The sequence below is a fragment of the Diaphorobacter sp. HDW4A genome (assembly GCF_011305995.1).
Classification (GTDB): Bacteria; Pseudomonadota; Gammaproteobacteria; order Burkholderiales; family Burkholderiaceae_C; genus Diaphorobacter_A.
On sequence record NZ_CP049910.1, the window covers coordinates 689,116 to 707,419 of the forward strand.

At 60.8% G+C, this 18,304-nt stretch carries 15 protein-coding genes and 5 tRNA genes; 14 read left to right on the forward strand and 6 right to left on the reverse strand.

Annotation, left to right across the window (positions count from 1 at the left end; all coding sequences use genetic code 11):
• Nucleotides 1-5 precede the first annotated feature (5 nt).
• Entirely contained in the window at nucleotides 6-749 is a 744-nt protein-coding gene (gene serB, locus G7047_RS03050; protein WP_166300601.1) for a phosphoserine phosphatase SerB, read from the forward strand.
• Here the strand turns inward: serB and hpnC are convergent, their stop codons facing one another.
• Nucleotides 750-1,586 (reverse strand): squalene synthase HpnC, encoded by an 837-nt coding sequence (gene hpnC, locus G7047_RS03055; protein WP_166300603.1) that lies wholly within the window; start codon nucleotides 1,584-1,586, stop codon nucleotides 750-752. It abuts the gene before it with no gap.
• Nucleotides 1,587-1,729: 143 nt separating this feature from the next.
• On the opposite strand from hpnC, the gene G7047_RS03060 reads away from it, so the two are divergent.
• From G7047_RS03060 to G7047_RS03070, 3 genes are all read left to right on the forward strand, one after another.
• Nucleotides 1,730-2,971, forward strand: a complete 1,242-nt coding sequence (locus G7047_RS03060; protein WP_166300605.1) for an efflux RND transporter periplasmic adaptor subunit — start codon at nucleotides 1,730-1,732, stop codon at nucleotides 2,969-2,971.
• A 16-nt stretch (nucleotides 2,972-2,987) separates the two neighbouring features.
• Entirely contained in the window at nucleotides 2,988-6,140 is a 3,153-nt protein-coding gene (locus G7047_RS03065; RefSeq protein WP_166300607.1) for an efflux RND transporter permease subunit, read from the forward strand.
• A 111-nt stretch (nucleotides 6,141-6,251) separates the two neighbouring features.
• Nucleotides 6,252-6,338: transfer RNA gene (locus tag G7047_RS03070), tRNA-Leu, on the forward strand.
• 119 nt (nucleotides 6,339-6,457) lie between these two features.
• On the opposite strand, the gene G7047_RS03075 is transcribed toward G7047_RS03070, so the two are convergent.
• Nucleotides 6,458-6,739, reverse strand: a complete 282-nt coding sequence (locus tag G7047_RS03075) for a BrnA antitoxin family protein (RefSeq protein WP_166300609.1) — start codon at nucleotides 6,737-6,739, stop codon at nucleotides 6,458-6,460.
• Between the two features lie 148 nt (nucleotides 6,740-6,887).
• Nucleotides 6,888-7,307 (reverse strand): hypothetical protein, encoded by a 420-nt coding sequence (locus G7047_RS31445; RefSeq protein WP_371813838.1) that lies wholly within the window; start codon nucleotides 7,305-7,307, stop codon nucleotides 6,888-6,890.
• Nucleotides 7,308-7,589: 282 nt separating this feature from the next.
• On the opposite strand from G7047_RS31445, the gene tig reads away from it, so the two are divergent.
• The 10 genes from tig to G7047_RS03130 all read left to right on the forward strand — a co-directional run bounded on the left by tig (nucleotide 7,590) and on the right by G7047_RS03130 (nucleotide 15,859).
• Complete coding sequence (tig, locus tag G7047_RS03085) at nucleotides 7,590-8,903, forward strand: trigger factor (RefSeq protein ID WP_166300612.1); 1,314 nt, start codon at nucleotides 7,590-7,592, stop codon at nucleotides 8,901-8,903.
• 200 nt (nucleotides 8,904-9,103) lie between these two features.
• Nucleotides 9,104-9,712, forward strand: a complete 609-nt coding sequence (gene clpP, locus G7047_RS03090) for an ATP-dependent Clp endopeptidase proteolytic subunit ClpP (RefSeq protein WP_166300614.1) — start codon at nucleotides 9,104-9,106, stop codon at nucleotides 9,710-9,712.
• A gap of 186 nt (nucleotides 9,713-9,898) precedes the next feature.
• On the forward strand, nucleotides 9,899-11,164 hold the full coding sequence (gene clpX, locus G7047_RS03095) for an ATP-dependent Clp protease ATP-binding subunit ClpX (RefSeq protein ID WP_166300616.1): 1,266 nt from the start codon (nucleotides 9,899-9,901) through the stop codon (nucleotides 11,162-11,164).
• Between the two features lie 135 nt (nucleotides 11,165-11,299).
• Nucleotides 11,300-13,744: an endopeptidase La gene (gene lon / locus G7047_RS03100; protein WP_166300618.1), complete on the forward strand. Its 2,445-nt coding sequence runs from the start codon at nucleotides 11,300-11,302 to the stop codon at nucleotides 13,742-13,744.
• A gap of 199 nt (nucleotides 13,745-13,943) precedes the next feature.
• Nucleotides 13,944-14,019, forward strand: a tRNA-Gly gene (locus G7047_RS03105).
• 49 nt (nucleotides 14,020-14,068) lie between these two features.
• Nucleotides 14,069-14,142: transfer RNA gene (locus G7047_RS03110), tRNA-Cys, on the forward strand.
• Between the two features lie 127 nt (nucleotides 14,143-14,269).
• Nucleotides 14,270-14,345, forward strand: a tRNA-Gly gene (locus tag G7047_RS03115).
• Nucleotides 14,346-14,498: 153 nt separating this feature from the next.
• Nucleotides 14,499-14,590 (forward strand) — tRNA-Leu (locus tag G7047_RS03120).
• Between the two features lie 15 nt (nucleotides 14,591-14,605).
• Nucleotides 14,606-15,247, forward strand: a complete 642-nt coding sequence (locus tag G7047_RS03125) for a DUF6806 family protein (RefSeq protein WP_166300620.1) — start codon at nucleotides 14,606-14,608, stop codon at nucleotides 15,245-15,247.
• A 66-nt stretch (nucleotides 15,248-15,313) separates the two neighbouring features.
• The gene (locus G7047_RS03130) at nucleotides 15,314-15,859 is read left to right on the forward strand and encodes a M48 family metallopeptidase (RefSeq protein WP_166300622.1); all 546 of its coding nucleotides are present in this window, start codon (nucleotides 15,314-15,316) and stop codon (nucleotides 15,857-15,859) included.
• A gap of 24 nt (nucleotides 15,860-15,883) precedes the next feature.
• On the opposite strand, the gene murI is transcribed toward G7047_RS03130, so the two are convergent.
• From murI to G7047_RS03145, 3 genes are all read right to left on the reverse strand, one after another.
• Nucleotides 15,884-16,744 (reverse strand): glutamate racemase, encoded by an 861-nt coding sequence (gene murI, locus G7047_RS03135; RefSeq protein WP_166300625.1) that lies wholly within the window; start codon nucleotides 16,742-16,744, stop codon nucleotides 15,884-15,886.
• A 125-nt stretch (nucleotides 16,745-16,869) separates the two neighbouring features.
• The gene (locus G7047_RS03140; RefSeq protein ID WP_166300627.1) at nucleotides 16,870-17,880 is read right to left on the reverse strand and encodes a YcjF family protein; all 1,011 of its coding nucleotides are present in this window, start codon (nucleotides 17,878-17,880) and stop codon (nucleotides 16,870-16,872) included.
• A gap of 77 nt (nucleotides 17,881-17,957) precedes the next feature.
• Entirely contained in the window at nucleotides 17,958-18,278 is a 321-nt protein-coding gene (locus G7047_RS03145) for a hypothetical protein (protein ID WP_205904710.1), read from the reverse strand.
• Between the last annotated feature and the right edge of the window lie 26 nt (nucleotides 18,279-18,304).

The window sequence follows — 18,304 nt, forward strand, 5'->3', positions numbered from 1 at the left end:
GAAACATGAGCAGGAAATGTGACGCGCCATGGGCGCCGGTGGGCAATCGGGATGATGGGTTGCTGGCGCGCGGCGTGAAGCTGCTGCTGGCGCTGAGCGACTTCCGTGTGATCGCGTTCGACATGGATTCGACGCTGATCGCATCGGAAACCGTGAACGAGCTTGCCGAGCTCACGGGCCGTAAGGAACAGATCGAGGCGATGACGCGTGCGGCCATGCAGGGCGCGCATGTCGATTTCGCCGAGAACCTGCGCGCGCGGCTGGCGCTACTCAAGGGCGTGCCCGAGAGCCTGCTCGCCAAGGTGCGCGACGAGCACATGCCGCTCACCGATGGCGCACAGAAGCTGCTGGCCGTTTGCCAATCGCATGGACTGCATTGCGTGCTGATCTCGGGCGGCTTCACTTATTTTGCCGATGCGCTGATCGGGCGATTGGGGCTCGACGAGATCCACGCGAATGTGCTGGAGATTGAGAACGGCCAGTTCACCGGCAATGTGCTGCCCCAGCCCGGCAAACGGTTTGTGGATGCCATCGGCAAGCGTGAACGGCTCCAGGAGGTCTGCGCGCGATTGGGTGTATCGATGCGGCAGGCGATTGCGGTGGGCGACGGCGCGAACGACGTGCCGATGCTCGAAGCGGCGGGCCTCGGTGTTGCTTTTCACGGCAAGCCCGTGCTGCACGATGCGGCCAATGTGCGCATCGTGCAGGGCGGACTGGACCGGCTGCTCAGGCTGTTCGCACCGAACTGATCATATCCACAGCGCACGCCAGAGCATCAGCGGCGCGTCCCAGGGCTTCACGGTGGCGCGCGCCAGCAGGCTGCCGCCGCGTTGCGCCTCAACCTTGTCGAGAATCCGCAGGCCGCCCTGCACGACCATGCGCAGCTCCCAGCCGATGCGGCCCTTGAGCGTGTGCACCAGAGGCACGCCGGACATCATCAGCGCGCGCGCGGCAGCAGCGTTGTGCATGACGAGGCGGTCGGTGTCGGCGCTGCGGTGCTGTCCGGCGATCTGCGTGCGCGCCACGTTGAAGCGGGCACAGTCCTCGTCGCTCAGATAGTGGCGGCCGCGTGGCAGGTCCACGCTCAGGTCCTGCCAGAAGTTGATGAGCTGCAGGGCGGAGCAGATCGCGTCGCTTTGCTCCAGCGAGCGCGCATCGTTCACCCCATACAGATGCAGCAGCAGCCGACCCACGGGATTGGCCGAGCGGCGGCAGTAGTCGAGCAGCTCGCGCTGGTCCGCATAGGTGCGGCCATCGCGGGTGTAGACGATGTCTTGCATGAACGCGTCAAGCAGGTCGTCAAGCAACTGCACCGGCAGGGCGCGTTCGCGGATCTGCACCTGCAGCGGGCCAAACACCTTCTGCCAGCGGGGGCTTGGCGGATTTCCGGCGGCGATGTGTTGCAGTTCCGCTCGATAGTCGGCCAGATCGCGCAGGCGCTGTTCCGGTTGCGCATCGCCCTCGTCGGCCAGATCGTCTGCCGTGCGGGCAAAGCCGTAGATGGCCGCAATCGGCTGGCGCAGCGCGGGCGGGCACAGCCACGAAGCCACGGGAAAGTTCTCGTAGTGCGTGACGGCTTCGGCCATGGCGGTCGCGGAATGCGGGGTCTCTGAGATCGGGGAGGGGGGCTGGGACGGGTTCACCCCTCTATTGTGGAGCTTGACAAGGCAATAGCTCCTCTCATAGATTACTAACCAGTCAGTCATTAATTATCTATTTGGATGCGGACATGAGCCCTAGCACCAGCGATTCCCCGTTTGGCGAGCCCGATCGGACCCTCTCAGCGCCCCGAGCCGTGGCGTTTTCCTGGGTGCGTCCGCTCCCGCTGGCCATCGCGCTGATCGCCGGGATGGCCCTTGTTGGCTGTTCGCGCAAGGAGCCGGCACCCGAGCCGATTCGTGCGGTCAAGCTGCTCACCGTGGGCGCATCGCCCCTGCACGCCCAGCTCGAATACTCGGCCGAGGTGCGCGCGCGCGTGGAGTCGCGCGTCGGCTTTCGCGTGCCGGGCAAGATCGTGCAGCGGCAGGCCGAACTCGGTCAGCATGTGAGCGCGGGCCAGGTGCTTGCGCAGCTCGATCCGCGCGATTACCAGCTCTCGGCGCAGGCCGCGCAGGCGCAGGTGAACGCGGCGAAGACGCAGCGCGATCTGGCGCAGGCGGACTTCAAGCGTTATTCCAAACTGAAGGAGCAGAACTTCATCAGCGGCGCCGAGCTTGAGCGCCGTGAGGCCACGCTCAAGGCCGCACAAGCATCGGTGGATCAGGCCAGCGCGCAGCTCGCGTCGCAGGGCAATCAGGCGAGCTACACGCGTCTGGTGGCCGATGTGTCGGGCGTGATCACCAGCATCGAGGCCGAGCCGGGGCAGGTGGTCTCGGCCGGAACGCCAGTGGTGCGCATCGCGCAGGACGGCGCGCGCGACGCGGTGTTCTCGGTGCCGGAAGACAAGGTCTCTCGGGTGCGCGTGGGCCAGGAGGTCTCGATCCGTCCATGGACCGAAGGCGCGGGACTCAGCGGCAAGGTGCGTGAAGTGGCGGCGAGTGCCGATCCGGTCACCCGCACTTTCCTCGTGAAGGTGGCCATCGACGGCGCGCAGGTGCCGCCGCTTGGCGCGACGGTCTATGTGGAGCCCAAAGTGCTGGGCCGCGAGGGCCTCATGGCGATCTCGCTGCCGACGACGGCGCTGCGTCAGGAAGGCGGTCAAACGGCGGTCTGGGTGTTTGACGCCGCGACCAGCACGGTCAAGTCGCAGGTGGTGCAGGTCGCCACGGCGGACGGCAATCAGGCGGTGATCGCCGCCGGGCTGCTGCCGGGCATGCAGGTGGTTGCTACGGGCGTGCATGTGCTCGCACCGGGCCAGAAGGTCACGGTCTACCAGCCCAAGGGCACGACCAACGCCGCACCGGCTGCAGCGCCCGCCGCCGCCCCAGCTTTAGCCGCACAGCCTGCAGCCTCCGCTGCAAGCACCCACTGACGGATAGGGGCCGCGCATGTCCACGGAAAATCCGTCTCCGGACTTTGAGCCGAAGAAGCACTTCAATCTCTCGAAATGGGCGCTCGACCATTCCGCACTCACGCGCTACCTGATGGTGGTGCTGATGCTGCTGGGCTTCGCTGCCTACTTCCAGCTGGGGCAGGACGAAGATCCTCCCTTCACCTTCCGCGCAATGGTCGTGCGCACCTACTGGCCCGGCGCGACCGCGCAGCAGGTGGCCGAGCAGGTCACCGACAAGCTCGAGCGCACGCTGCAGGAGGTGCCGTTCGCCGACAAGATCCGCAGCTACTCCAAGCCCGGCGAATCGCAGATCATTTTTGAAATCAAGGACTCGTCCAAACCCGCCGAGGTGGCGAACGTCTGGTACCAGGTGCGCAAGAAGATCGGCGACATGCGCTACACCTTGCCGGGCAACATCCAGGGACCGTTCTTCAACGACGACTTCGGTGATGTGTATGGCGTGATCTATGCGCTCTCGGGTGATGGCTACAGCTACGCCGAGCTCAAGGACTTCGCCGACGACACGCGCCAGAAACTGCTGCGCGTGAAGGATGTGGCCAAGGTCGAGCAGTTCGGCGTGCAGGACGAGAAGATCTGGGTCGAGGTCTCGCAGAAGCGCCTCGCGCAGATGGGGCTCGACTTCAACAGCGTGCTGCAGCAGCTCGGAGCACAGAACGCGGTGGAAAGCGCCGGTGCCGTCAACACACCTCAGGACGTGGTGCAAGTGCGCGTGGGCGGCCAGTTCAACAACGTGGAGCAGCTGCGCGCCATGCCTATCCGTGGCGGCAGCAGCAATGGCAACCAGATCCGCCTTGGCGATATCGCCGAGGTGCATCGTGGCTATGTCGATCCATCGGCAGTGACGATGCGCTTTGACGGGCGCGACGTGATCGGCCTCGGCATCTCCATGACCAAGGGCGGCGACATCATCGCGCTTGGCAAGGCCCTGCGCGCAACCACGGACCAGATCCAGACCACGCTGCCCGTCGGCCTCACGCTCGCGCAGGTACAGGACCAGCCCGCGTCGGTGGCCAATTCGGTCAACGAGTTCGTCAAGGTGCTGATCGAGGCCGTGGTGATCGTGCTCGCGGTGAGCTTCATCTCGCTTGGTTTGCACAAGGGCGGGCGCTTCGGCTGGTACATCGACTACCGCCCGGGGCTGGTGGTCGGCATCACCATTCCGCTGGTGCTGGCCGTCACCTTTCTTGCGATGAACTACTTCGGCATCGGGCTGCACAAGGTGTCGCTTGGCTCGCTGATCATCGCGCTCGGCTTGCTGGTGGACGACGCCATCATCGCCGTCGAGATGATGGTGCGAAAGATGGAGGAGGGCCACGACAAGGTCACCGCCGCCACCTATGCCTACGACGTCACCGCCAAGCCGATGCTGACCGGCACGCTGATCACGGCGGCGGGCTTTCTGCCCATCGGCATCGCCAAGTCGGTGACCGGCGAGTACACGTTCGCGATCTTCGCTGTCACGGTCATCGCGCTGGTGCTCTCGTGGCTGGTGTCGGTGTATTTCGTGCCCTATCTTGGCACGCTGCTGCTCAAGGTGAAACCGCACGATCCGAACGCCCCCCCGCACGAGCTGTTCGATTCACCGTTCTATGCGCGCTTTCGCAGCGTCGTGGGCTGGTGCGTGGACCACCGCTGGATCACCATCATCGCGACCATTCTGATCTTCGCGGCCGGCATCATGGGCATGGGCAAGGTGCAGCAGCAGTTCTTCCCGGACTCGAGCCGTCCCGAGATCATGGTCGATATCTGGTTCCCGGAAGGCACCTCGTTCGCGGCCAATGAAGAGGTGACCAAGCGCCTCGAAAGCCGGTTGATGAAGGAGGAGGGCGTCGCCAGCGTCGCGACCTGGATCGGCTCGGGCACGCCGCGCTTTTATCTGCCGCTCGATCAGGTGTTCCCGCAGACCAACGTGTCGCAATACATCGTGCTGGCCAAGGACTTGAAGCAGCGCGAGCTGATCCGTCTGCGCTTGCCCAAGCTGCTGGCCGAGGAATTTCCCGAAGTGCGTGGCCGTGTCAAGCTGCTGCCCAACGGCCCGCCAGTGCCCTATCCGGTGCAGTTCCGCGTGGTTGGCAGCGACCCGGATCACCTGCGCAAGCGCGCCGACGAGGTCAAGGCCATCATGCGCGCCAACACCAACATGCTGGGCGTAAACGACAACTGGAACGAGTCCGTCAAGGTCGTTCGCCTCGAGGTCGATCAGGCCAAGGCGCGCGCGCTCGGCGTGACCAGTCAGGCTATCGCGCAGGCATCGCGCACGATGTTCAGCGGCACGACTATCGGTCAGTACCGCGAGAACGACAAGCTCATTGACATCGTGCTGCGCCAGTCGCCCGACGAGCGCGAAGCGATCTCCGACATCGCCAATGCCTATCTGCCTACGGCCAGCGGCAAGTCGATCCCGCTCACGCAGATCGCCAAACCGGTGTTCACCTGGGAGCCCGGCGTGATGTGGCGCTGGAACCGCGACTACGCGATCACCGTGCAGGGCGAAATCGTCGAAGGCCTGCAGGGTGCGACCGTCACCGCGCAGCTCGAACCGCAGCTCAAGGCGCTCGAAGCCAAGTGGAAGGAGCAGGGCGACTACGGCGCGCTGATCCAGGTGGCTGGTGCCGTCGAGGAAAGCAGCAAGGGCTCGGCTTCCATCGTTGCGGGTGTACCGATCATGCTGTTCCTCGTGTTCACGCTGCTCATGCTGCAGTTGCATAGCTTTAGCCGCTCGGTGCTGGTGTTCCTCACCGGACCGCTCGGCATTGCGGGTGTGGCGGCGGCGCTGCTGCTGCTCAACCGGCCGTTCGGCTTTGTCGCGCTGCTTGGCGTGATCGCGCTCATGGGCATGATCCAGCGGAACTCGGTGATCCTGATCGACCAGATCGAGCTCGACCGGGAAAAGGGCGTGCCTGCCCGTACAGCGATCATCGAATCCGCAGTGCGCCGCATGCGCCCCATCGTGCTGACGGCCGCAGCCGCCGTGCTCGCCATGATCCCGCTGTCACGCAGTGTGTTCTGGGGGCCGATGGCGGTCGCCATCATGGGCGGACTGATCGTGGCCACGGTGCTCACGCTGCTTGCTCTGCCTGCGATGTACGCTGCGTGGTTTCGGGTAAAGAAGCCCCAGCAGGAATAATAGAGGAGAAGGGGGATTTCGATGCCAAAGTCCGGCTAGAATCCCCGATTCACCAATTTCCGGTGGCGCAGGAATGAATAATTCCGACCCCGCCGAGACAATGAACAACCCGCGCGGGTGGCGAAATTGGTAGACGCACCAGGTTTAGGTCCTGACGGTGGCAACACTGTGCGGGTTCGAGTCCCGCCCCGCGCACCAGTTTGGTGCCCGAATACTGAATCGGGCCCAGTCCTTGGATACGGCAAAGCCCGTCCACTTGAAGAAGTGGACGGGCTTTTGTTTTGTGGCTTAGCGAAGAGTCTGGGGCTGGGCTTGGTTCAAACGGTGGTCTTGAGCAATTTTTCACGCAGGATGTCATTGGCGCGTGTCTGCCATCCGGGGCCCGTCGATTTGAGCGCCGCCAGCACGTCCGGATCGAAGCGGATGGTGGTGGATCTCTTGGCGTCCGCCTTCGTGCTGCCGACAGGGCGCCCGCGTTTGCGGGCCGTGATCGTCTCAGGTGTGTGGACGACGGCGAATTGACCGGCGCTGGCTTCTTTGAGTGATGTACACATGCTGGGGATGGGATGTCCAGCATCCTTTTCGGCGGACTTGAGCATTTTTTCAATGTCGATGTGCTGGAGGTCCTACTGGGATTTCATCCTCGGTTTTTCCTTTTGATGTCGTAGGGGGTCACCGAGCTCCGTTCCGCTTTTGCATAGATCGTTAGCAGCAACAGGCATCCATCGGCGCTCTGGCGGTAGTAGATCACTCTTGCCCCGCCGCGTTTGCCATGTCCATGGCAGCCCATCTGACCTTGCGCGCGCCTTCCGTGCCTGGTATCGCGTCGCCTTCGGGAGGATGCTCGGCAAGCCAAACGATGAAGTCGAGCCGTTCGGACTCGCTCCAGATGTGTGCGACCTCTCTTTGGAAGGTTGGAGTTTCGATGACCGTGAGCATGATTATTGCGTAGTAACAATAAAATAAACGGATGGCCTTCCGTCTTGTCGAAAATTCGTGTTGGTTTGTATCCAGCGGCTCGCGCAAACTGTGCGATCGAGGATTGGGCGATTTGGTGACAGTTTGTTCACGACGTCCGGAAATCCATGACGTAGCCGAGCCTGAGGTGCGGCTGTTTCCATGCCTTGAAACGGCGATGGGCTGCACCTCGATGGATTGGGTTTTCATTCGGGAAGTGCCGTCTCGAGAGCGGGAGGAGGGAATCCCGAGGCCCATCCCCAACCGCGCTGGGTATAATCATTGGCTTCGCGCAATCCCGGGCCAGATTTCGTCTGGCTTTTTGCTCGCGCGATAGAAATCTAAGTTTTAGATATTGATGTGGGCGAGACGCCAGCTTTTTGATGGAGCTGCGAGCCTCGTGCACGAGACACGTGAGACTTTGGCGGAACACGGTGCAGACTGCTTGCACTGCAGTCAGCTCGGTCCACAGCCCTGATACTAGGAACTACCATGGCCGTAACTGTTGAAAATCTTGAAAAGCTCGAGCGTAAGATCACGCTGAGCCTGCCCGTTGCCTCGATTCAGAGCGAAGTTGACTCGCGCCTGAAGCGTCTGGCTCGCACCGTGAAGATGGACGGCTTCCGTCCGGGCAAGGTGCCGATGAGCGTTGTGGCTCAGCGTTATGGCTATTCCGTTCAGTACGAAGTGATGAACGACAAGGTCGGCGAGGCATTTGCCCAGGCTGCCAACGAAGCCAATCTGCGTGTTGCCGGCCAGCCCCGCATCACCGAAAAGGACGGCGCACCGGAAGGTGAAGTGTCGTTCGACGCTGTGTTCGAAGTGTTCCCCGAAGTGAAGATTGCTGATCTGACTTCCGCTGAAGTGGAAAAGGTTTCCGCTGAAGTGACCGACGCCGCGATCGACAAGACGCTGGACATCCTGCGCAAGCAGCGCCGCACCTTTGCACAACGTGCCAAGGACGCTGGTGCTGAAGACGGCGACCGCGTGACCGTGGACTTCGAAGGCAAGATCGACGGCGAGACTTTCGCTGGCGGCAAGGCTGAAGAGTTCCAGTTCCTGGTCGGCGAAGGCCAGATGCTCAAGGAATTCGAAGACGCAGTGCGTGGCCTGAAGGCTGGCGAAAGCAAGACTTTCCCGCTGGCTTTCCCTGAGGACTATCACGGCAAGGAAGTGGCCGGCAAGACTGCCGACTTCCTCGTGACCGTCAAGAAGATCGAAGCCGCTCACCTGCCCGAAGTGAACGAACAGTTCGCCAAGTCGCTCGGCATCGCCGACGGCACAGTGGACGGTCTGCGTGGCGACATCCGCACGAACCTCGAGCGCGAAGTGAAGTTCCGCCTGCAGGCTCGCAACAAGCAAGCCGTGATGGACGCTCTCGTGTCCAAGGCCGAGCTGGAACTGCCGAACGCTTCCGTGCAAGCCGAAATCGCGCGTCTGCGTGACAGCGCAGTTGCCGATCTGAAGCAACGCGGCATCAAGGACGCCGACAAGGCCGAGATCCCTGAAGACGTGTTCCGCCCACAAGCCGAGCGCCGCGTGCGTCTGGGCCTGGTGGTGGCTGAACTGGTCAAGGCCAACAAGCTGGAAGCTACCCCCGAGCAACTGAAGGCGCATATCGACGAGCTAGCGGCTTCCTACGAGAAGCCAGAAGACGTGGTGCGTTGGTACTTCAGCGACCGCAACCGTCTGGCCGATGTGGAAGCCGTTGTGATTGAAAACAACGTGACCAACTTCGTGCTGGAAAAGGCCAAGGTCAACGAGAAGGCGATTTCCTTCGACGATCTCATGGGCGCTCAGGCCTGATACGTCGGGGCATCCTGAACTTGCCGCTATGATGGCGGTGAGTCAAAGCCATGATTGGGGCTTGTACTTTGCTGTGCAAGCCCCATTTCATTTCTGGTGACCTGAATGGGTTGAGGCCGGGCGGAGTTCGAAGCGACCCGCAGCCAGCCGATTTGGGACGGTTAGTACCAATTTCGTACGATATCTCTCTGGAGTAATACATGAGTGCACTGGAAACGCAGGCCTTGGGCATGGTTCCCATGGTGATCGAGCAGTCGGGACGCGGCGAGCGTTCCTACGACATCTACTCGCGTCTGCTCAAGGAGCGCGTGATTTTCCTGGTGGGCGAGGTCAACGACCAGACCGCCAACCTCGTTGTGGCGCAGTTGCTCTTTCTGGAGAGTGAAAATCCCGACAAGGACATTTCGTTCTACATCAATTCCCCCGGCGGCAGTGTGACGGCCGGCATGGCGATCTACGACACCATGCAATTCATCAAGCCTGATGTGTCGACGCTGTGCTGCGGGTTTGCGGCCAGCATGGGCGCATTCTTGTTGGCGGCAGGGGCCAAGGGCAAGCGTTTTTCGTTGCCGAACTCCAAGATCATGATCCACCAGGTTCTGGGTGGCGCCCGTGGTCAGGCAACCGACATCGAAATTCACGCGCGCGACATTCTGCGCACCAAGGAGCAGATGAACCGCATCCTGGCAGATCGTACCGGGCAGTCGTATGAGAAGGTCAAGTCCGACACCGAGCGTGACTATTTCATGACGGCTCCGGAAGCCAAGGAATATGGCCTCGTGGACGAGGTCATCTCCAAGCGTCCTTGATGGGTGTTGGCGCCGAATGCGGCGCCGTAGCCACCAAAGGCATGGCGCTTCCCTGATGCCACTGTCAAAAATGGTGATTTCGTTCGGTTTTTGACCGGAAGAAAACCCATAAAAGGCATCAGGAGAAGCGCCGTTTTTTATTTCGTTATCATCAGACTACGTTCCTTGTCATAAGGCATTGTTTCCATGGCCGAGAAAAAAGGCTCTTCCAGCGAGAAAAACCTCTACTGCACCTTCTGTGGCAAAAGCCAGCACGAGGTGAAGAAGTTGATCGCCGGTCCGTCCGTGTTTATTTGCGACGAGTGCATTGATCTGTGCAACGAGATCATCCGTGATGAGCCTCAGGCGAGCGACAACGGTCGCGAAGGTCGTGGCGATCTGCCCACGCCTGCAGAGATCAAGTCGAACCTCGACAACTATGTGATTGGTCAGGAAAAGGCCAAGCGCACGCTCGCCGTGGCCGTCTACAACCATTACAAGCGTCTGCGTCACAAGGACCGGGCCGGTAAGGACGACATTGAGCTCTCCAAGAGCAACATCCTGCTGATCGGCCCGACCGGCTCCGGCAAGACGCTGCTTGCACAAACACTCGCACGCCAACTCGACGTTCCTTTTGTGATGGCCGATGCCACCACACTGACCGAGGCCGGTTATGTGGGTGAAGACGTCGAAAACATCGTTCAGAAGCTGCTGCAAAGCTGCAACTACGAGGTGGAGCGGGCGCAGCGCGGCATTGTCTACATTGACGAAATCGACAAGATCTCGCGCAAGTCCGACAACCCCAGCATCACCCGTGACGTGTCGGGCGAGGGCGTGCAGCAGGCGCTGCTCAAGCTCATCGAGGGCACGATGGCGAGCGTGCCTCCGCAAGGCGGCCGCAAGCATCCGAATCAGGACTTCCTGCAGATTGACACGACCAACATTCTGTTCATCTGTGGCGGCGCGTTTGCGGGCCTCGAGAAGGTGATCGAGAACCGTACGGAAGCGTCTGGCATCGGCTTTGGCGCGATGGTCAAGAGCAAGAAGCAGCGCTCGGTCTCCGAGGTGTTCCAGGAAATCGAGCCGGAAGATCTGATCAAGTTCGGTCTGATTCCTGAGCTGGTTGGTCGTATGCCCGTGGTCACATCGCTGGCCGAACTGAGTGAAGACGCACTGGTGCAGATTCTGACCGAGCCCAAGAACGCGCTCGTCAAGCAGTACAGCAAGCTGCTTGCGATGGAAGGCGTGGATCTTGAGATTCGTCCTGCTGCACTCAAGGCCATTGCACGCAAGGCGCTGGCCCGTAAGACCGGTGCGCGTGGTCTGCGCTCGATCATGGAGCAGGCGCTGATCGGCACGATGTTCGATCTGCCGACCACCGACAACGTGGAAAAGGTCGTTGTGGACGAATCCACCATCGAAGAAGACCAGTCGCCGCTGCTTGTTTACCGCGAAGCAGCCAAGACGGCCTGAAGCAAATCACTTGATTTGGCTGTCGCACCGTTGCACGCGCAGCCAGAGACCGTGACCCGCCGCAGCCTTCGGGATGCGGTGGGTTGAAAATTGGACCCGCGGCCTCAACTCCAGGGTGCCATTAAAGGATCTTGAATGTCCGGAAACACTCCATTGCCCGCAACCCCCATTGATCTGCCGCTGCTCCCGCTCCGGGATGTCGTGGTGTTCCCGCACATGGTCATTCCATTGTTCGTGGGCCGCCCCAAAAGCATCAAGGCGCTGGAACTTGCCATGGATGCGGATCGCCGCATCATGTTGGTCGCGCAGAAGACCGCTGCCAAAGACGAGCCGTCCGTCGAGGACATGTTCGAGGTGGGCTGCGTGTCCACCATCCTGCAGATGCTTAAGCTGCCCGACGGCACCGTGAAGGTGCTGGTCGAAGGCCAGCAGCGCGCCAAGGTCGATTCGATCAACGATGCGGAAACGCATTTTCTTGCCAGCGTCACTCCGATGGAGACGCCGACCGTTGACGATCCGAAGTCAGCCGAGATTGAGGCGCTGCGCCGCGCCGTGATGCAGCAGTTTGACCAGTACGTCAAACTCAACAAGAAGATTCCGTCGGAAATTCTGACGTCGATCTCCAGCATCGACGATGCAGGCCGTCTGGCAGACACCATTGCCGCGCATCTGCCGCTCAAGCTTGAGAACAAGCAGCTCGTGCTCGACATGGCCGATGTGAAGGGGCGTCTCGAAAACTTGTTCGAGCAGCTCGAGCGCGAGGTCGACATTCTGAACGTCGACAAGCGCATCCGTGGCCGCGTCAAGCGCCAGATGGAAAAGAACCAGCGCGACTTCTACCTGAACGAGCAGGTCAAGGCCATTCAGAAGGAACTCGGTGAAGGCGAAGAAGGTGCCGACATCGAGGAGATCGAGAAGAAGATCAAGGCTGCCCGCATGCCTCAGGAGGCGCGCAAGAAGGCCGAGGGCGAGCTCAAAAAGCTCAAGCTCATGTCGCCCATGTCTGCCGAGGCGACCGTAGTGCGCAACTACATCGACGTGCTCACTGGTCTGCCGTGGAGCAAGAAGACCAAGATCAAGCACGACCTGCAGTTCGCGGAAGACGTGCTGAACGAGGATCACTACGGCCTTGAGAAGGTCAAGGACCGCATCCTTGAATATCTCGCGGTGCAGCAGCGCGTGGACAAGGTCAAGGCGCCGATTCTCTGCCTCGTTGGCCCACCAGGCGTGGGCAAGACCTCGCTTGGCCAGTCGATCGCCAAGGCCACGGGTCGCAAGTACGTTCGCATGGCGCTTGGCGGCATGCGGGACGAGGCCGAGATTCGCGGCCACCGTCGCACCTATATCGGTGCGATGCCGGGCAAAGTGCTGCAGAGTCTGAACAAGGCTGGCACGCGCAATCCGCTGTTCCTGCTCGACGAGATCGACAAGCTCGGCATGGATTTCCGTGGCGACCCGTCGTCCGCGCTGCTCGAAGTGCTTGATCCCGAGCAGAACAACAAGTTCGCGGATCACTACGTGGAAGTGGATTTCGACCTGTCGGATGTGATGTTCGTGGCGACGTCCAACTCGATGAACATCCCGCCAGCACTGCTTGATCGCATGGAAGTCATTCGCTTGGCCGGTTACACAGAAGACGAGAAGACCAATATCGCGATGAAGTATCTGCTACCCAAGCAGATGGAGAACAACGGCCTCAAGGCGGAAGAGCTTGAAGTGCAGGAGAGCGCGGTACGTGACATCGTTCGCTTCTACACACGTGAAGCCGGTGTGCGCTCCCTCGAGCGCGAGATATCCAAAGTCTGCCGCAAGGTGGTCAAGCAGTTGTTGCTCAAGCAGGTGACTCCGCAGGTCAAGGTGAATGCCGAGAACCTCGCGGAATACCTTGGTGTGCGCAAGTACAACTATGGTCATGCCGAGAAGGAAGATCAGGTCGGTCAGGTCGTAGGTCTGGCGTGGACGGAGGTGGGTGGCGATTTGCTGACCATCGAAGTCGCGACCATGCCGGGCAAGGGCGGTGTCACGCGCACCGGTTCGCTGGGTGATGTGATGAAGGAATCCGTCGAAGCTGCACGCACCGTGGTGCGCAGCCGCGCCCATCGCCTGGGCATCAAGGATCAGGTGTTCGAGAAGCGCGACATCCACATCCACGTGCCCGATGGCGCGACGCCCAAGGACGGCCCGAGTGCTGGAGCCGCGATGACGACGGCCATGGTGTCGGCGTTGACTGGCATCCCGATTCGCGCTGATGTCGCGATGACTGGTGAAATCACCCTGCGTGGCGAGGTCACCGCGATTGGCGGGTTAAAGGAAAAGCTGTTGGCGGCGCTGCGTGGCGGCATCAAGACCGTGCTGATTCCTGAAGAGAACGTCAAGGATCTGCAGGAGATTCCGGACAACGTGAAGAGCGGCTTGGAGATCGTTCCGGTCAAGTGGATCGACAAGGTGCTGGAAGTGGCACTGGTTCGCCAGCCTGTTCCGCTGACCGACGAGGAAATCGCTGCGGCCAACGCAGCAGCGGCGGCGGCCCCGGCTGCTCCCGCTGCACCTGCGACCAATGCTGGCTCGGTCAAGCACTGAATAGTGTGAAAACCGGATGAATGAAGTGAGTTGAAGAAGTCTGCTGCGGTCTGTCCGATGGATGCCGAAAGGGCTTGAAAAGCGACCATCAGCAGATTTTTTCAAAAAAAATGCGGATTTGCCTGAGAGGCCAAAAAACTGCGCTACAATTCATTCATCGCAGCAAACACGGTATATACTGTGAGGCTTCGATAAAAATGCGGGAATAGCTCAGTTGGTAGAGCGATACCTTGCCAAGGTATAGGTCGACGGTTCGAACCCGTTTTCCCGCTCCAGGTTTGGGCGGTCTGGCCGGTAGGTTGGATTGCAGTAGGTAGAGATCAAGGCGCGATAGCAAATCGGTTATGCCCCGGATTGCAAATCCGGTTAGGCCGGTTCGACTCCGGCTCGCGCCTCCAATGATTGGTGGCAAGGACAACGAGAGTTGTCTTGGGTTGTAGGAGGTAAGTTGAAAAACTTGCGGAAAACGACCAAAAAAATGTGATAGAATTTGAATCTTCGCTTCGCAAGATGAGAAGATGAAATGCGGGAATAGCTCAGTTGGTAGAGCGATACCTTGCCAAGGTATAGGTCGACGGTTCGAACCCGTTTTCCCGCTCCATATCCCAAAGGGAAGCCCAAAAGGCTTCCCTTTTTTGTTGTTCAGGCGCTTGCAACATACGTCGATGCGCCATACCGATCAGGACACAAGAGTACTGATACTCGGGCCGAAGCCCCGCGCAATGCGGTAAGCTGGTCTCCTCATGTATCAGGCGCCCCGATGGTGAAATTGGTAGACACTGCGGACTTAAAATCCGCCGCTTCCGTAAAAGGGGCGTGCCGGTTCGATCCCGGCTCGGGGCACCAGTCGAGAATCTCAATATGTCACATTACAACGCACCCTTCGAAATCCATGTGCACGGTCAGGTGCAGTTGCGCAGCGATGTCGATTTCGATCAGCTGCAGGAAGCTCTGACGCCCTTGTGGAAATACGCCGGCGCACGCTCGCTGGCTGCAGGTGCCGCGAGCGCCTACGAGGAAGAGCCTGGCATCCAGTTCGATCCCAAGGCCCACATGCTCCAGATGTGCTGGACCGTTCGCGGCGATGACGACTTCCGTCAGTCACTCGACGAAATGTGCATGGGCCTGAACGAGCTGGCCGAGCAGGGCGCCGCCATCGAGGTGACGTTCTATGACGCCGAGTTCGATGACGAAGATGGCGATGGTCCCCCGGAAGGTGTCGAGGCGCGTGACGACTTCGTGATGCTGTTCGTCGGTCCGACACCAGCGGCCATCATGCAAGTGCAGCGTGATCTGCTGGTGCAGGATGTCATCAACATGATGGAGCGCCACTTCGACGCCTCCGAACTGGGCGGTGTGGTCGCCGAGATCGACAAGCTGTTCAACCAGCGTTTCGATGATCTGGTGAACTCGCTCGAAATCGGCAAGCCGCCGCGTGGTGCTGGCGGTTCAGGCAGTGGTGGTCATGGTGGCGGTGGTCGCCGTCCGCGCCATCTGCACTGATCCAACGACTCACTTTCACGGAAAAAAGCCCGCCAGTGTCCACTCGGCGGGCTTTGATTTGATTGCATGGCCTCAAACGCCAATCCTCTGCTCTCGCGCACCAACCTGCCTTATCTGGGCGGTTATTCGCCCTCGCTCAAAGGGCAGGCGCAAGCCTTGCTCGATCAGGGCAAGCTTGGTGATCTGCTAGCGCGCAAGTACCGCAGCGTGCACTCGGTGCGCAGCGACAAGGCGCTCTACGACTTCACGCAGGAATACAAGCAGCGCTATTTGCGCAACGCAGGCACGATCAACAAGGTGCTGTTCGACAACAAGATCCACGTCGTTCGCCATGCGCTGGGGCTGCACACCAGCATGTCGCGCGTGCAGGGCGGCAGGCTCGCGGCCAAGCACGAGATCCGCGTGGCCTCGTTCTTTCGCCAAGGCCCGGAAGAGTTTTTGCGCATGATCGTCGTGCATGAGCTTGCGCATCTGCGCGAGAAGGACCACGACAAGCCTTTCTACCAGCTGTGCACCCACATGGAGCCGGACTACCATCAGTTCGAGCTCGACACGCGCCTCTACCTCACCTATCTCGACAACGGCGGTGAGCCGTTATGGAGCGATCTCTGATCTCCTGAACGGTGTCGACTCGCCTCAGGCGGACAATGCGGAGCAATGCTCAGGTGCGAGCTGTAGCCAACGCTCGGCTGCCGCTTGCAGCGCGCTCAATCGGCCTGTGGTGTAGAGATGCAGTTGGCCCTCCGGAGCCCTCGCCCCATCTTCGTCGGCCAGCGTGTTGCGTTGGACCAGAATGCGGCGCGTCTGCCGCGCGACGGGAGCTCCGGTGTCGATGATGTGGACATCCGGGCCCAGCAGTCTGCGCAGTTCGTCCTTGACGAACACGTAGTGCGTGCAACCGAGGACCAGCGTGTCGATGTCTCCGGTTCGCACGCCAAAGCTGCCCAAGGCGCTGGTGTAGCGCTCGCACAGCTCACGGATTTCCAGGACGGAGGTGCCCGTGTCCGGGTCTTCTTCAACGCTGCGTTCGATGGCGCGCACGAGCCCATCGCAGGCTTGCACGCGGAAATCTGTGCCGTCCGAAAACGCCTGCCGCAGTTGCTCGAAACGTGCGCTGTTCACTGTGCCGCGTGTGGCGATCACGCCAACACGATGCGTTTGGCTGCTGCTCGCTGCGGGCTTGAGCGCGGGCTCCACGCCGATCACCGGCAGGTCAGGAAAAGCCGCGCGCAGCTCGGCGACGGCGGCAGTCGTTGCGGTGTTGCAGGCGACGACTAGCGCCTTGATTCTGTGCGCTTCCAGCAGATGGCGCGCAATTGCCAACGTGCGCTGCTTGACGAATGCATCGCCGCGTTCGCCGTAGGGCGCATTGCCTGTATCGGCTAAATAGACGAAATTCTCATGCGGGAGTTCGCGCCGCAGTTCCTGCAGAACACTCAGGCCGCCAACGCCGCTGTCGAACACGCCGATGGGCGAGGCTTGGATGGATGAGGACATGGCCGGATGAACTCCCGAATGCTTGCGAGCACAGACGTGCAAATCAGTCCGCCATTGTCGTGCTTTTGCAGGTATCTTGCAGCGTCCCGATGGGACGTTGCATCACGCGCAGAGACAAATGGAAATCACCGACCGCGCACCATGTCCATGATCTTCGCGGTGTTCAGATTGCGTGCCATGTCCTGCATCTGCGGGGCGTACTGCGACTGTAGCGCGCGTCCGTCCTGCATGATGTGTTCATAGGTGCTCTTAAGCATCTGGGTGCTGAGTGTGCGGCCACCGGCGTAGTACTGGCTGGCGACATGGCCGAGCGCATAGGTCGACGCGAAGCTCATGCCGCTGCTCACCGCCTGGCGGCCCACGCCCCCGAAGATGCCGCCACCCAGCACGCGGCTGAGCAGCTTGCGGCCTGCCTGCTCGAGGTACTGCGAGGTCAGGCCCACACCGAGCGCGGCCAGCAGGTCCTTGATGTGGCCCTTGTCGAGCTGATAGCCGTAGGTCTCGCCGATCTGGTAGACGAGGCGCATCTGCAGCGGAATGATCGCAAGCGTCGAGAGGTTCTCGGGCAGCAGTTCGATGGCGCCGTTGACGATGGAGGCTTTGAGGATCTTGGCGTCCATCTCCTGTGCGGACAGCGAGCTTTGTTTGCGCTCGGTATTCGCTTTCTCGAGTGAATCGGCGGCCTCAGGATGAGGCGCTGCCTGACCCGGCGGCATGACGGGATCTTCGATGATGATGGGCGCGAGACCGACTTGCAGCGGTGCATCGGCAATCACCTGTGCGTGTGTCTCGACGGTGGGCGCAGCGGGTGCACTCATGCCCAGCGCGGTTTTGAGTTGCGCGAGAAACTCGGTTTCCTTGGCGCTGGTCTGGCCATCCGCATCGCAGACGCAGACCGCCATTTCATAGGCGAGATGGCGTGATTGTTCATTGGTGAGCTGTGCGACGACGGCGGGCAACTGAATCCTGCGCAGCAGAACGTCTTGGTAGAGGCTCGGAAGATTGACCTGCTCGTGCTGACCGAGCGCATCGGCCACTTGCTTGATCTGGTCACGCTCGCGGTCATGCTTGGCGTTGTCGGCGTATGCAGCCAAGAGGCAAATGCTCAGAATCGAGCGAATTTCTTCGTTGGACATGTCGTTCAAAATGCAGCACTCCTTATGTCTGATGCTCAGTTTCGCCCACGGCGGCAATTCCGCAGATGCACAAGGGGCTAGTCATAGGGCAGATCGTCAAGCGACACGTTCACGTAGTCGGGCTCGGGCATTGCCCGAAGCTGAACCGCTGCGATGTCCGCATCGCCATGGAGCACGGCCTTGCACACGCGGTGCATACCGTCCATGATGCGCCCCTTGGGGCAGAGGATGATCGGATAGGCGAGATCGGCCTGCTGCGCGAGGCGCATGTGGTCGATGATCTCCAGCGTCGTGGGGTGTCGGTCGTCGAACCAGTAGGCCTCGTGCATCTCGCGAATGTCGGCAAGCGCGATCCGCTGCACGGGCAGATCACGCGTGAGCCGGACAAGTCTATGCACATCCCAGATCTGCGAGCCACTCGCAT

Bases quoted from the DNA above. Each gene is read 5' to 3' on its own strand.
- serB (WP_166300601.1), top strand. From the start codon at position 6: ATGAGCAGGAAATGTGACGCGCCATGGGCGCCGGTGGGCAATCGGGAT.
- G7047_RS03075 (WP_166300609.1), bottom strand. From the start codon at position 6,739: ATGCTCAAGTCCGCCGAAAAGGATGCTGGACATCCCATCCCCAGCATG.
- tig (WP_166300612.1), top strand. From the start codon at position 7,590: ATGGCCGTAACTGTTGAAAATCTTGAAAAGCTCGAGCGTAAGATCACG.
- G7047_RS03130 (WP_166300622.1), top strand. From the start codon at position 15,314: ATGGCCTCAAACGCCAATCCTCTGCTCTCGCGCACCAACCTGCCTTAT.
- lon (WP_166300618.1), top strand. From the start codon at position 11,300: ATGTCCGGAAACACTCCATTGCCCGCAACCCCCATTGATCTGCCGCTG.
- G7047_RS03065 (WP_166300607.1), top strand. From the start codon at position 2,988: ATGTCCACGGAAAATCCGTCTCCGGACTTTGAGCCGAAGAAGCACTTC.
- murI (WP_166300625.1), bottom strand. From the start codon at position 16,744: ATGTCCTCATCCATCCAAGCCTCGCCCATCGGCGTGTTCGACAGCGGC.
- hpnC (WP_166300603.1), bottom strand. From the start codon at position 1,586: ATGGCCGAAGCCGTCACGCACTACGAGAACTTTCCCGTGGCTTCGTGG.
- clpX (WP_166300616.1), top strand. From the start codon at position 9,899: ATGGCCGAGAAAAAAGGCTCTTCCAGCGAGAAAAACCTCTACTGCACC.
- G7047_RS31445 (WP_371813838.1), bottom strand. From the start codon at position 7,307: ATGAAAACCCAATCCATCGAGGTGCAGCCCATCGCCGTTTCAAGGCAT.
- G7047_RS03060 (WP_166300605.1), top strand. From the start codon at position 1,730: ATGAGCCCTAGCACCAGCGATTCCCCGTTTGGCGAGCCCGATCGGACC.
- clpP (WP_166300614.1), top strand. From the start codon at position 9,104: ATGAGTGCACTGGAAACGCAGGCCTTGGGCATGGTTCCCATGGTGATC.
- G7047_RS03125 (WP_166300620.1), top strand. From the start codon at position 14,606: ATGTCACATTACAACGCACCCTTCGAAATCCATGTGCACGGTCAGGTG.
- G7047_RS03140 (WP_166300627.1), bottom strand. From the start codon at position 17,880: ATGTCCAACGAAGAAATTCGCTCGATTCTGAGCATTTGCCTCTTGGCT.